14 protein-coding genes are annotated in these 12,792 nt (G+C 55.1%); 7 read left to right on the top strand and 7 right to left on the bottom strand.

Going from position 1 to position 12,792, the window contains the following annotated elements; genetic code table 11:
• Positions 1-2 precede the first annotated feature (2 nt).
• Positions 3-275, top strand: a complete 273-nt coding sequence (locus GXB78_RS03250; protein WP_329514165.1) for a hypothetical protein — start codon at positions 3-5, stop codon at positions 273-275.
• Positions 276-993: 718 nt separating this feature from the next.
• On the opposite strand, the gene GXB78_RS03245 is transcribed toward GXB78_RS03250, so the two are convergent.
• The gene (locus GXB78_RS03245; RefSeq protein ID WP_083352810.1) at positions 994-1,752 is read right to left on the bottom strand and encodes a GIY-YIG nuclease family protein; all 759 of its coding nucleotides are present in this window, start codon (positions 1,750-1,752) and stop codon (positions 994-996) included.
• Positions 1,753-2,022: 270 nt separating this feature from the next.
• On the opposite strand from GXB78_RS03245, the gene GXB78_RS03240 reads away from it, so the two are divergent.
• The 4 genes from GXB78_RS03240 to GXB78_RS03225 all read left to right on the top strand — a co-directional run bounded on the left by GXB78_RS03240 (position 2,023) and on the right by GXB78_RS03225 (position 5,561).
• Entirely contained in the window at positions 2,023-2,412 is a 390-nt protein-coding gene (locus GXB78_RS03240) for a hypothetical protein (protein WP_329514163.1), read from the top strand.
• Positions 2,413-2,692: 280 nt separating this feature from the next.
• Positions 2,693-3,034 carry a hypothetical protein gene (locus tag GXB78_RS03235; RefSeq protein ID WP_329514160.1) on the top strand — a complete coding sequence of 114 codons (342 nt, stop codon included), beginning with the start codon at positions 2,693-2,695 and terminating at the stop codon, positions 3,032-3,034.
• 42 nt (positions 3,035-3,076) lie between these two features.
• The gene (locus GXB78_RS03230) at positions 3,077-4,192 is read left to right on the top strand and encodes a hypothetical protein (protein ID WP_329514158.1); all 1,116 of its coding nucleotides are present in this window, start codon (positions 3,077-3,079) and stop codon (positions 4,190-4,192) included.
• A gap of 547 nt (positions 4,193-4,739) precedes the next feature.
• Positions 4,740-5,561, top strand: a complete 822-nt coding sequence (locus GXB78_RS03225) for a metal-binding protein (RefSeq protein ID WP_329514157.1) — start codon at positions 4,740-4,742, stop codon at positions 5,559-5,561.
• 198 nt (positions 5,562-5,759) lie between these two features.
• On the opposite strand, the gene GXB78_RS03220 is transcribed toward GXB78_RS03225, so the two are convergent.
• From GXB78_RS03220 to GXB78_RS03205, 4 genes are all read right to left on the bottom strand, one after another.
• Positions 5,760-6,017, bottom strand: a complete 258-nt coding sequence (locus tag GXB78_RS03220; protein WP_322843739.1) for a hypothetical protein — start codon at positions 6,015-6,017, stop codon at positions 5,760-5,762.
• 882 nt (positions 6,018-6,899) lie between these two features.
• Positions 6,900-7,670, bottom strand: a complete 771-nt coding sequence (locus GXB78_RS03215) for a molybdopterin-dependent oxidoreductase (RefSeq protein ID WP_039760272.1) — start codon at positions 7,668-7,670, stop codon at positions 6,900-6,902.
• Positions 7,667-8,287: a cytochrome b/b6 domain-containing protein gene (locus tag GXB78_RS03210; protein WP_110599401.1), complete on the bottom strand. Its 621-nt coding sequence runs from the start codon at positions 8,285-8,287 to the stop codon at positions 7,667-7,669. Before GXB78_RS03210 ends, GXB78_RS03215 begins: the two co-directional genes overlap by 4 nt.
• A 71-nt stretch (positions 8,288-8,358) precedes the next feature.
• Positions 8,359-8,967: a hypothetical protein gene (locus tag GXB78_RS03205; RefSeq protein ID WP_329514151.1), complete on the bottom strand. Its 609-nt coding sequence runs from the start codon at positions 8,965-8,967 to the stop codon at positions 8,359-8,361.
• Positions 8,968-9,182: 215 nt separating this feature from the next.
• Between GXB78_RS03205 and GXB78_RS03200 the strand changes: the two genes are divergently transcribed.
• Together GXB78_RS03200 and GXB78_RS03195 are read left to right on the top strand one after the other, a co-directional pair.
• Positions 9,183-9,878, top strand: coding sequence for a heavy metal response regulator transcription factor (locus tag GXB78_RS03200; RefSeq protein WP_039760267.1), 696 nt, complete (start codon positions 9,183-9,185; stop codon positions 9,876-9,878).
• Positions 9,851-11,239 carry a heavy metal sensor histidine kinase gene (locus tag GXB78_RS03195; protein ID WP_262138109.1) on the top strand — a complete coding sequence of 463 codons (1,389 nt, stop codon included), beginning with the start codon at positions 9,851-9,853 and terminating at the stop codon, positions 11,237-11,239. Before GXB78_RS03200 ends, GXB78_RS03195 begins: the two co-directional genes overlap by 28 nt.
• Here GXB78_RS03195 and GXB78_RS03190 read toward each other — a convergent pair.
• Both GXB78_RS03190 and GXB78_RS03185 read right to left on the bottom strand, forming a co-directional pair.
• Positions 11,211-11,717 carry a nuclear transport factor 2 family protein gene (locus GXB78_RS03190; RefSeq protein ID WP_116254814.1) on the bottom strand — a complete coding sequence of 169 codons (507 nt, stop codon included), beginning with the start codon at positions 11,715-11,717 and terminating at the stop codon, positions 11,211-11,213. The two genes, GXB78_RS03195 and GXB78_RS03190, sit on opposite strands and share 29 nt — an antisense overlap.
• A gap of 79 nt (positions 11,718-11,796) precedes the next feature.
• Positions 11,797-12,555 (bottom strand): SDR family oxidoreductase, encoded by a 759-nt coding sequence (locus GXB78_RS03185; protein WP_064361704.1) that lies wholly within the window; start codon positions 12,553-12,555, stop codon positions 11,797-11,799.
• Positions 12,556-12,792 lie beyond the last annotated feature (237 nt).

The raw sequence follows: 12,792 nt of genomic DNA, 5'->3' as shown, positions 1-12,792 counted from the left end.
AAATGAAGCAAGCTCTACTCTACGAAATCGCTAAACGCACCGGATTTATTGTCACATTATTCTCGGATCATCCGGATTTTTTTTCATCGTGGTCGCTACGGGTAAGAAAGCACGATGAGTCATATATGATCGATCAAGACGGAAGAGATGGATGGATAGTTTTCTACAAGGAAATCGCTCCAAACAAATATCAAGAACTAGACAAAAAGATATCCCACTCGATGAATGATGATGAGAAGGCAAATACCTGTGAGGCATGGCTTAAAACCATTTGAAGGTGAAAGAAAATAGCTCACCCGAGTGCTTTGCGGAGCCAAGCAGTAGCGAGTGCTGCGAGAGTGCGTAACTAGCGATACTACTTACAGCTACATCTGTGCCATCGCATTGCGTTCAGAATCGTCGTAGAACGTACCTAATCGCAGCCGGCGCGCCACCCGATACCGCGTTTGTCGGTCCCTTCACAGGGTACTATCACTACCATCAAAGCAGATGAAGTCACAATTGGCCGGAGAAGTACCAGTGTTAACCGATCTAGAAGCGCGCGTAGTGCTCAAAGAACTGATCGAGAAATACCTCAAGGGAAAAGATTCCGAGTACGACCGTGTGATCGAAATTGTTCGGAATCCTTCGCGGCAGGTTCCGATCAGGGGCGTACTCGTGGACATTAGGCGGTACAACGAGGTTCAGTACTCGCAGCAGGAGCTAGAGCTGATCGACTCCCTTTTGTACATGTATGGCTGAGATAGACCGCACCGTAAGCGAGCAAATGGTAGAAATATGAACTCACACGATCAGTCAGCGCTAAAGCTTTGCAAGACCAATCAAGCGCTTCAACTCCTTCTAGTCCTTTTCTGATCCCTAGCATTGACGTCGATACCACTTATGAAGGGGGACCTATCGGCGATAAGCGATCAGCCTTGCCCGTCAGCTATCGGCCAGAAGCAGACGTTTAATTTAATGTGGGCTGGGGCGATTTCTGAAACTTGTTGGGCTTTAAATGTCTCCCCATGCCTGTCCGCCGCTGGTAGGCTTGAACCGTGAATGTCTGCTTCGCCCCTTCCTCAATACCGCCTTAGCCTCTTCTCTGTTTCCGGACTGGCAGTGATGGATGTAGTGCTCAAGCGTCTCCTGATTCTCGTAGTCGGCACCCAGCCAGTCCAATTCCGTATCAACATACTGAATAATTTCCTCGAGTTGCGCACTAAACCACTCACCATTTGTGCGGTACTGGGCAAAATGCTCATGGCACTGCGTTTCGGCCGCAAGGCAGTCTGCAACTTTGACGTTTACGACATTGACGATAGGGCTCCCATGGCCGCCCATCTGTGCACGCTGCCGACGGCCAGCCGTCTTGGTGTGCCCGATTTTGCTCAGCCCCGTTATCCCATCAAATAAAACATAGACATAGCCTGTCAGCCGGTCAGGAGGGGTCGTAGGAGTGCCAGGCACCCGCGATGCTAGATGAGGGAGGAATTCTTTCGCAGCTTGTACTAGATGCGCCCAGGTCGGATGCACATCTTGTCTTACGCGTTCCTTGTTCTGCTTACGCAGTTCAGTCATACGGTCAAACTCATCCATGTGCGCCAAACGGTTCGCCTCATCGAGAATCATGCCCCAGCCAAATTTCGCCAATTCTTCCTGGAAGCGCTTTGCAGGTAAACCGAAAGTGACTGCCAGGTCGGCGAGTTCGACGTTTATGAATTGTTCTGCTGATCCATTTTTATCAGCTTCGGTTTTGGTGTCTCTGGTCAATTGAATAATTCCCGTTGCCTAATTTCGAAAATCGCGCCGTATCACACCCAAATATACGAGGTGTTGTCGATAGAGGAGGTTTTGTTCGTGGAGCAAGACGTCGCAGGGCGGCGAACCGAGCGCTAAGGAAGGGCCACATTTGGAGGCTATTTTCGGTAACGTCCGACCTATTAGGCTGGTTTTCTGCCTGCCGTCACAGGCAGAAAACGACCCATAGCAGACATTCAGATGGAAGCCCCATCCATCTAGATATAGGCTGTGCGTTCTGAAATGGATTACCAGTTAAGGGCGAGCGGCTTATGGCAAGTTTGCGAAATTCACGAACGGTTGAACAACCGTCGATTCACCGTAGCCAACAACACCCACGGGCTATCGGGCAACGGAACGGTATTTCATTATCTCGTCGACGGTGGGGCCATCACCGGCACTTACCAGGGTGGCCGCATCCGCATGGGCTCTCAAGTGGGTCGGGTGACAGGCCGCAACACCATCGAGCTTCTTTATCACTGCATTACCACTGAGGATGAGATCCTCGCTGGCTGGTCGCGCGGCGAGATTGGCCAAGACCAACATGGGCGCACGACGCTTCACTTTGTCTGGGGATGGTTATCTGGTGCGACGGGTGGGGGCGAGTCTAGTTACGTCGAGCTTGCCGGCTAGCTAGCCTATTGCAGAAGCAGCGATTCTCGAACGTTTGCAATGGGTCGATGCCGGTCAAAACTCTCTTCAAGGGAGTGTGAAATGTGCGGGCGGTCTGCAGCTATCTTCAGCATGCAGATATTTTCAACAATGGCTGCGCTGCACTTTATTTTGCCGTCAAGCAAAAAGGGTGGCAGCTGGACGTAGGTCGACGGACCGAGACTCCATAGCCGGCTCTGCTAGGATGGCTCGCTCACCAGAACTTGAGCTACAGACGATCAACCACTAAAAGGAATTTCCATTGATCAAGCAATGTGTACTCGGTCTTGCAATCGCATCGATACTAACAGGCTGCGGCGAGGACAGAGAGAAGACCGCCCGCACCAAGATCGGCGCAATCAGCGTAGCGTTCGATGCCCGCCCGCAAGGCACCCCAAACGCCAGCGGCACCAGAACGCTGACCCGGCAAACCATCAACCAGTGCGTCGAACACCTGACCAAAACCAAGGCCGACTTCGACGTCATCCGCAAGGAGTATGCCGACACCCAGGCAGTGCAGTCGATGGAGACCAAAGCGCTGTATGGCAAGGTGCGCGGCCAGCTGGCGACTTGTCAGCAGACGAAGGCTACGTTGGATTATTGAGAGCTGACGCAACACACTCAAAGGAATTGAGGACCGGATGCCATGAACGACATCAACAACGTGCAACGTTTGTATTCCATGGAAGGCGCAGCCCACCTGTACTCCAGCGACCCTGCAATGCTCACCCCCGCAGATCTCTACAATGTGAAGTACGAGCCCGCACACCTTGCGGCGCTGCAGAACTGCAACATCTACCTCATCGTCCGCCGCCCCCGGGTGTACCTGCAGCCGGAGAGTTTCAGCCTCAGCGGCCGGACCGTAACCGGCAACTTCCTGGTTCGCCGTGCGCAGGGCATGGTGGCGGTGCCGTTTGTCTACGAAATTCCAGAAAGCTCCATCCCCGCAGATGTGCCGATCGTGGATGTCGCGATCGCGGTCAATGGTGCCGCGATGGTTGCTATAACACCCTGTGGCAAGCAGATGATGTCGGCTAGCGTGATCATCGCCGCATCGGAACATGAGCTTGCCGATGAAGACACCGCGATGGAGGTGCTGTATGTGGGGCAGGGGATTGGCCGAACCCGTGCGCGCACGGCGCTGGACAGGCTGCAATGCCACAGCACCCTGCAGAGGATCCTTGCCGACACGCTCACCAACTTCTACGAGCACGAGGTATTGCTGTTGCTGTATCGCTTCGAGCACGGGCGCACTGTGGTCAGCAATGGCGGCGATTTCAACGTCGATGCCCAGGCGGACGACAACGCCGACCTGGCACACTTCAAGCGCTTGCAGGGCGTGCGTCTGAAGCGCCATGAAGTTGTGTCGCTGGTCGAAGCGGGCCTTATCAATTACTTCAAGCCCTACTACAACAGTTTGCTCAAGGCGACGAGCTTCTCGGCGAAAAACAAGCTGAAGGTTCTCAGGCAATTGATGGCCAAGGGGCCGACCGGGTTGATTGTGGAGCTGTCGACCGTGAACCTGCGTTCGCGCATCGGCACGCTCCATGCCATACCGGTTGACCTTGCAGCTGCCTATCCGCACGAGGTGCTTGATGGGCGCAACATTGATGATGAGCAAACGCGTGAGCGGTGGCGGGAAGAGCTGAGAAGGGTCGCGCATACCCACATCGCAAAGTTTGCCCTGACCACAGCCGATGAGCGAGAGACCTTCATGCATGGGACGGTTTTTCTGGGGGATAGCGAGCGGATTATGCTGTGAGCCGATGCTTCCGCCGATTGCTGCCTGATGCGGTTAGACGCACGCAACTTCCGTCACGCGCGTTCTGCGATCAAAAACAGCAGAAAGCTTCTTGGTCATCTGCAAGCGGCCATCGCCTCGATCTCCACCAGCATTCCATCCAGCGCCAGCCGAGCCTTCACGCGCCGTCTCGGGGTCAGTCCGAGTAACTATCGAAAGCGGTTTTCTTCAATGTGATGTAAAGGGGGCCGCAGGCACTGATGGAACAGCCAAAGTGACGTTGTGATAGTCATCGACACGTGCGTTCAATGATGCCTTGGTTCCACGGAACTCAACTGTATCGGGCCAACATTTCAATGTCTGTGTCTGGCCGAATTTTTCCGTACCTAACCGGCAGCTATGGGTCGATTCTTGCCTGTCATGAGGGGCAGAAAAACGACCCAAAGCACCCGTTCAAGAGCGGCAGCAACCCGCCATGAGCAGGTGTTAAATGCGTCTACTCAACCAAGGGCGGTTCAGGTCTAGCCTGCTAAGATCGATGCGTCTACCTCGCGCAAAGGATGCAGTAATGGGAAACTACACGAAAGGACTCACAGAGCGCCGTCATCACACTCAGCTCAGGGAGGGCTACTGTCTGATCTGCGGAACCTTCGGCCCTCTCAGTTGGGATCATGTTCCGCCCCAAGGCAGTATCACGATCACCAAAGTTGAGCAGGCTCACCTGACTGAGGTTATGGGAATCAATTCTGATCCTGGCATTGGTGTGAAGTCTTCTAACGGCAGTAAGTTCAGAACCATCTGCAAGCATTGCAATAGCTCACATCTCGGTACTAATGACCAAGAGGTTGCGAGGGTCTACAAAGGCATATCAGAGAAGATCAAACACTATTTTTTGAGAGCCGACAGCCCAGTCAATCACGTGCATATGCTGTTTGATGGGATGAGATTTTGCCGCGCAATGGTTGGACACGTACTCTCAGCAACCACTGTAAAGGACTGCCTGCAAGAGCCGGTGCCTGTTCCCTACTATGCCCCGTTACAAAAGTTTGTCATGGGGGACGATACCGCAACCGATGACAGCCATGATTTCTATGTCTGGTTCTATCCGCACCGTAGGCACATGAGCATAAAAATGTTTACTTGCAAAAATCACGGACACATTGCGACCCTAAGTCTCCTGTCATTTTTTCCGCTGGCATTTTTGATCACAGAAAATGGACAGGGAATTTATCCCTCTGGTGCAACGCCTGTGAAGCCCACTGACGAAACACTTTACGTGAAACTCGATTCAGGACATCTGCCTTACGCTGCCTTTCCCAATGCTGGGCTGGAGGGGGATCAGATGATTCTATTAGATGGTAGTCGATCGATTGTGAGCTACCCCATCTGAATGCCTATGTTTCTGCCTCTCTGAGAAAGTCTATTCACGCTCCTATACGAATGGAAAGCTGCTCGAAGCTCTTTTTGAATCGAGCTAAATTCGTGGACGTTGAAAGGCAACTATTGGCCGAAAGCAGTCGTTCGTGACGAGTGTCCATCGACCATAAGCAGCTCTTGGTGGGGAGCAATAATTGTCTGGCGCAAAGATTCAATTGGCGACGTCGGCGGGGCCTAGAAGGAGTTCATAGGCCAACCCTGCCTCATAAAAGCACGTTCGCCATTCTAGAAAACCAGGACGGTCCTCGCACAGAAGGCGAACGATCTGCCCATCCTCTGCGATACAGACTTCTTCCACCAAAGCGATATCCCCCGGTGCCGCCTCCCGAGAGCTAATCCAATCAGTTAAAACTACTTTTGTTTGATCAGCGCTGATTAGTTTTATGAGATCGCCTTTAGAAAGTGCCATGTCCTTTCACCTGGATTTTTACTGATAAAGAAGTACATGAGCCTATCGGTTTTTTAAGAAAAGGTCTTTTTTCGGTCCGAAGGCTTCCTTTGGGCTATGTCCGCTTCTGGCCGAAAGCGGCCGTTCACGAACGACTACCTTCGGCCAAAAGTAGCCCTGATGGCGGGCTATAATTCTCTGATGCTCAGAATAAACGGGGGATGACAGCGGGGTGGAAAAATAGGCTGTAAGTCGACGCTGCCTCATAACACCACCTTCGCCACGGTAGAGAAGCCATCGGGCTTGCTACTTCAGGCGAACGAAAGACCATTCAACGCTACAGGTGAGAATTGGCGGTATGTGCTTCTCCCTTAATAATACTGGCCTACGGCGAGCAAGCTCTCGAGACACGTCTAATCATAACCCCTATCCTCCGAGCTTGACCGGTTGAGGAAGGAGCTCTCGGCTGAAGAGGGATTGCGACGGCGAAAAGTCCGTATCCCAGGCGAACGCAGTGGCGCTCGAACAATCTCGGTCGGTACCCAGGTGACGGTTAGCGGCGAAAGAGCCACTGCAATGGCGAACGCATTCAGTCCCCCTGTGCCGATAACATCAGAGCAGATAGCCCTTTTTTCGCCATTGAAGGTACATGCGGCAAGATTATCAAAGAGCATCCGAGTGCGAGCTTTATCTGACTGTTGTAAAGGTGGCCTGGACTGAGCCTGCAAGAGAGATTGGAAATCTGCTCCATCACTCGTTGCCCGCATCCTGGGTTCTGATGTTGGCCAGTCGGATGGTGCTGGCGGTACTGCAGAAATACCGGTCATCGGCATGCCTCATATCACGCTTGGTGTCATGAATCTCGCCAGTGTTCCTGGCGTGACAGTTCCGTTCTTTGCTTCATCAGATCCCGCTGAACCAGTTGTAGCCCTGGTCTTCCCAATACCCGCCCGGGTTGTCGTTGCTGACGAAAATCTCGACAACATGCTTGGGGTTTTTGAATCCCAGTTTGGTGGGGACCCGAACCCTCAGCGGATAGCCGTACTCGGGCGGCAGCGCCACGTCAGCGTAATCCAGTGCCAACAGCGTCTGCGGGTGCAAGGCAGTCGGCATGTCCAGACTGGAGTAGTAACGATCGGCACATTTGAAACCGACAAATTTCGCTGTGGTGTCGGCGCCGATGTGTTCCAGGAAGGTTTTCAGCGGTACACCTCCCCATTGACCGATCGCGCTCCAGCCCTCAACACAGATCAGCCGAGTGATATCGCTGCGTTGCGGCAGCTTGCGCAAGCTTTCGAGTGTCCACGGCGCCTTGTCCCTGATCCGGCCGGAGACGGCGAGCGAGTAACTGGTCAGGTCTACTTCAGGGATATCGTCCTGACCATAGAAAGCGTTGAACGGAAACGGCTTGGTGATCTGCGCGCGGGCGAAGGTCGGCGCCAGTTTCCGTCCACTGAACAGCCACGCCTGGACCCGGTCGTTCCAACGCGACATGGCCCAAAGCACTTTGTCGACCTGATCGCCGTCCTGCAGGTTGCAACCGGTCAGCATCGACATCGCGCCAACCGTCAGGCCGGCCCGAAGAAAATGCCGGCGCTGAATGTTTTCCAGTTCAAGCTGTTGCGCAGGTTCAATCCTGACGCGCTGACGCGTTGTTATTTTAAATTCAGTCATGACCCATTTTTCTCGTTATTAGGCGTCCGCACTCCACCCGTGATCATTGGCACCAGGGTTTTTGGTACCAGAATCACCAAGACCAGGTGAATCACTACAAACGCTGCAATCATCGCCATGGCCGCAAAATGTACGTAACGAGCAACGTCATAGCCGCCCAGTAACGCGACCAGCTCTTGAAGTTGAACCGGTTTCCAGATCGCTACACCCGAGATCACGATCAGTACACCTGCCGCCAGCACGATCCAGTACATCAGGCGCTGTACTGCGTTATAGACACCCTTTTCATGCACCAGCCGAAAGCGCAAGGCATCGGTCAGATCATGCTTCAATGCGGCAATGCCGATGGGCAGCAGCTCACGTTTGAAATGACGACTGGCCAACCCGTACAGCACATAGATTGCGCCGTTGATCAGCAGCAGCCACATGAACGCAAAATGCCAGGCAAGTGCCCCGCCCAGCCAACCGCCCACGGTCAATGACACCGGAAACCTGAAACTGAACAGTGGCGAGGCGTTGTAGATAGCCCAACCGCTCATGAACATGCAGACCATGCAGGCCGCATTGAGCCAATGGGTGAGGCGAACCGGCCAGGGATGCAGTTTCTTCTGTCTCACGTGGTTCCCCTTGCAAGCCTTCCGTGTAGCGGAGCGTTGCCAGACGGCAACGCTCAAGCTTTCTCAGATGATTACATCGGTGGCTGGAAGCCATCCTTGCCGACTGCAATGCCGCGTGCCGTGCCATCTGCAGCGGGGAACACGACGATTTTCGTTCCTTTGACCAGCTCATCGGCTTTGCCTGGCTCGACGTAGGCGATAGGCACGTCATCCGGCACGACGATTTGTTTCTCGCCGCCCTGGTAGTTGACGGTCAACGTGCGGCCGTCGGTTTTGGACAGTTTGCCAACGGTGCCGTTGGTCATGGTGCCAGTGCTGCCGTCTGCGTTCTGCCAACCGTAATGACCTTCGCCGCTGCCCTTGAGCCTGGCGTCGAATACCGTGACCTCAAGCGCCTTCAAGGTTCCGTTGGCCTGCGGGATGGCCGCCGAGCCGATGAAGCTGTCGGATTTGATCGAGTCGATAATGGCCTTCGATACCCGGCTGATACCGGTCTTGTCAGTCAGTCCGATCGTCTGCTGGGCGCCAGAGCGGACAGTGAAGGTCAGCGTGTTGTTGCTGACGCTTTCCACCGTACCGCGCAGTGGTTTGATGACCGGCATGTCGGCGGCGGTGGCAATGACGGCAGCGCTGAGCATCACCAAACCGAACGTGGTAGACAGGGCGTTTTTGAGTTGCATGGCGACGATTCCTCATGGGTTGATGTGTCGCCATCCTCGACCGCAGACCGGGACGTCACGATGACCGTCGAATGACATTTTTGTCATTCGCCAACCCTGACCATGTATGACAGAAATGTAACCGACTGCGCCCGCTCATCCCGTTACACTGCACAGCCGAGATACCGATGTCGCGGACTTAACCCCGTCATGAAGAAACCCGAGCGCGCCTGACGATGCATATCCTGCTGATCGAAGATGACACCAAAACAGGTGAGTACCTGAAAAAGGGGCTCGGTGAGTCCGGTTACAACGTCGACTGGACCCAGCATGGCGCTGACGGCCTGCACATGGCCTTGCATACGACCTATGACCTGATCGTGCTGGACGTGATGTTGCCCGGGATTGACGGGTTTCAGATCATCGAGCTGTTGCGCGCCAGACAAGACGTACCCGTGCTGTTCCTTACCGCGCGCGACCAGTTGCAAGACCGCATTCGCGGTCTGGAACTGGGCGCCGATGATTACCTGATCAAACCTTTTTCGTTTACCGAACTGCTGTTGCGCATCCGCACTATTCTGCGCCGCGGTGTCGTGCGCGAAGCCGACCATTTCCACCTTGCCGATCTCGAACTGGATCTGGTCCGGCGCCGCGTGACCCGCCAACAACAGGTGATCGTGCTGACCAACAAGGAGTTCGCCCTGCTCCATCTGTTTCTCCGTCGAGCCGGCGATGTGTTGTCCAGGACACAAATCGCTTCGGAAGTCTGGGACATGAATTTCGACAGCGATACCAACGTGGTGGACGTCGCTGTCAAGCGCCTGCGCAACAAGGTCGACCAGCCCTACCCGATCAAGCTGATCCATACCATTCGCGGTATCGGCTATGTCTGCGAGGTGAGGCCATGCGGTCCCGACGCCAACCCTCGCTGACGCTGCGATCGACCGTGGCGTTTGCCATGGTCGCGATGCTGGCCGTGGCCGGCGCGGGCTTCTATCTGTATCAGACGATGAAGGCCTCGGTATTGGTCTACAGCGATCACGCGGTGATGGGCCGTCTGGAGCATTTTCGCAAGCTCCTGCATTACGAACTCGCCATCGAAAAGCTGCGCGACAGCCCGCAGATTTTCAAGAACATGCTCGACAGCGAAGACGACATCTTCATCATTGAAGAGCCGGGGCAGCCACCGGTCATCCAGGTCAATCCACTCAACGTCACGTTGCCTGAACTGCCGGTGATCGGCCAGGACACAAAGCTGAGCGTCAGTGATCTGCGCAGCGGCGTGACCGACTCGGGAACAAGGCTGCGCGCCGCCTCCGTAGTCACGACGTCGGGTGGCCGTGTAGTCCGATTGACGGCCGCCCACCTTATGGGCAAGGAAATGGCGATGCTTGCAGCGTATCGCGAGCGCATCTACCTGGCCGTGGCCCTTGCCTTTCTGGCAACCGCGTTGCTGGGTTATCTGTTATTGCGTCGCGGGCTGCGTCCGCTGCGCAAAATGGCCGCCCATGCCGCAGCCATAACGCCTGAGCGTCTGCACAGCCGTATGGACAGCGCCGATACGCCGGTTGAATTGCAACAGCTGAGTGACGCCTATAACGCGATGCTTGATCGTCTTGCCCAGGGTTATCAGCGACTGACGCAATTTTCCGCCGACCTTGCCCATGAAATCCGCACGCCGGTCGGGTCGTTGATGGGACATTGTCAGGTTGCCCTACGCCAACGCCGTAGCGAGGACGAATATCAAGCGCTGATCGCTTCGAACCTTGAAGAACTCGAACGGATCTCGCGCATCGTCGAAAGCATTCTGTTTCTGGCGCGCGCCGATGAAGCGCAAGCCGTAGTGGAGCGCCAGCAACTGTCGCTGCATGACGAATCACAGCGCATCGCTGAGTATTTTGAGGGCTTGGCTGAAGAGCGGCGAATGAGCTTCCAAATAACGGGCGATGGTATCGTGCTCGCTGACCCCTTGCTGCTGCGCAGAGCGTTGAGCAACCTGGTGGCGAACGCTGTTCGCTACGCTTACGAGGGCACCGAGATTCTGATACGGGTATTGGAAACCCACGGAGGTGCCCGGATTGAAGTGGAGAACCAAGGGCCGGTGCTGGGCGACGAAACCCTGGGCAAACTCTTCGACCGCTTTTACCGTGGCGATGCGTCTCGGCACCAGAATTCCGACTCCTACGGGCTTGGCCTCGCCATTGTCGTGGCCATCATGCAACTGCATGGCGGCCACGTGGGTGTCGAACAGCCAAGGGCCGGGACTATTCGTTTTTCGCTGTCGTTCCCTTGAGCTGCTCGACCGCTGCAAACTGTTCTTCGCCCGCTGCGGGTACCCAATCTTTTAACGGCGTCAGGAAGTGCAGTTCAAAACGACGTGACAGGAACGCCCACTTTCCGTCCCGCCGTTCAAACCTGTCGTGGTAAAGACCGCTGACTTGCACCGGGCCTTTTTCAATGTCATGAAACAGGCAATCCGCAGCTACCGTGCCCACTGCGCTGTCACCCTCGATTTCAATCAGCGGGTTGGCCATCCAGTGGTGCATATGGGGCATCTGGCGCCAGCTGTTTTGCGCCATCGCCAGGATTTCGTCACGGTTTCCAGCCTGGCCAAAACCCGGTAGATCCAGTGTCGACTCTTCGTGCCAGATTGAGCTAAGAAGCGAGGCGTCGATGCGGTCGAAAGCATTGGCGTAGGCGCTGATCAGCGACTCGATGGCGGCGCGACTTTCCAGGGCGTCCAGTCGGGCTGTCAGTTGTTCATTGTTCATGATGAGGTTTCCTGCAGGGGCTGCGCATAAGCGAGGAAGGCAGCCCTGCGCGAGGGCTGCGCTACGGTTGAGGACGTGGTCAGATCTGCGACAGGCCGCCGTCGACCATCAACTCCACACCGTTGACATATTTCGCATCGGCAGACGCAAGAAACAGCGCCGACGAGGCGATTTCCTCAGGCTCGGCCATGTACCCCAATGGCGTGATCTGCTCGACGTGCTGACGCAGCGCGGCGACGTCGCTTTCGCTCATCTTCAAGCCGTTATCCATCAGCGGTGTGCGGGTGAAGCCGGGGCTCAGGACATTCGCTCTGATCTTGCGACCTTTGAGTTCGTTGGCCCACGTCCTGGCAAAGGAACGTACCGCGGCTTTGGAGGCGTTGTAGAGGCTCAGTCCTTCCATGCCATTGCTGGAACAGATAGAGGCCGTCAGTACGATCGAAGCGCCATTTTTCAACAATGGCATCAACGTCTGTACAGTAAAAAAGACTCCCTTTACGTTGATGTCGAACATGTTGAAATAGGCGGCCTCGGTGGTCTCGCCCAGCGGGTTCTTTTCACAAATACCCGCATTGGCAAACACTGAGTCCAGTTGATCGTCGTGCGCCTCAATCGTCGCCTTGAGCTCGTCCAGATCAACCTGGCGCGCGACATCGGAAATGACCGCGACCGCCCTGTCGCCAAGCTTGGCCACCGCAGCCTCCAGCGTGGCTGCAGAACGCCCGGTGATGTAAACGCGCCTGGCGCCCTCGGCAATCAAACCCTGTGCAATCGCAAATCCGATCCCGGTGGACGCGCCGGTGACGACTGCGACCTGATCAGCGAATTTACCTGACATAACTGACTCCTCGATTTCGGTTGTGTGGCTCGACTGGAACCACAGTGCGGCCATTTTGCGAGGAGGCAGGGGCGCAGCGGCACTGCCATAAATGAACATTGGACGTTCATTTATGTGAGGCGTCAGCCAGGGTTTGATCGTTTAGATTGAAGTCAGCTTATTCAAAGCATGACTCGCAATCGAAAATATTCTGGAGCCGAAGGGTTTCAGAAAGGAGACCTTATGCCTGAGAAAATA

The sequence above is a fragment of the Pseudomonas moraviensis subsp. stanleyae genome, assembly GCF_036283065.1.
GTDB lineage: Bacteria > Pseudomonadota > Gammaproteobacteria > Pseudomonadales > Pseudomonadaceae > Aquipseudomonas > Aquipseudomonas stanleyae.
Note: the sequence above shows the minus strand (reverse complement) of the source record. Positions and strands in the feature narration are given on the sequence as shown.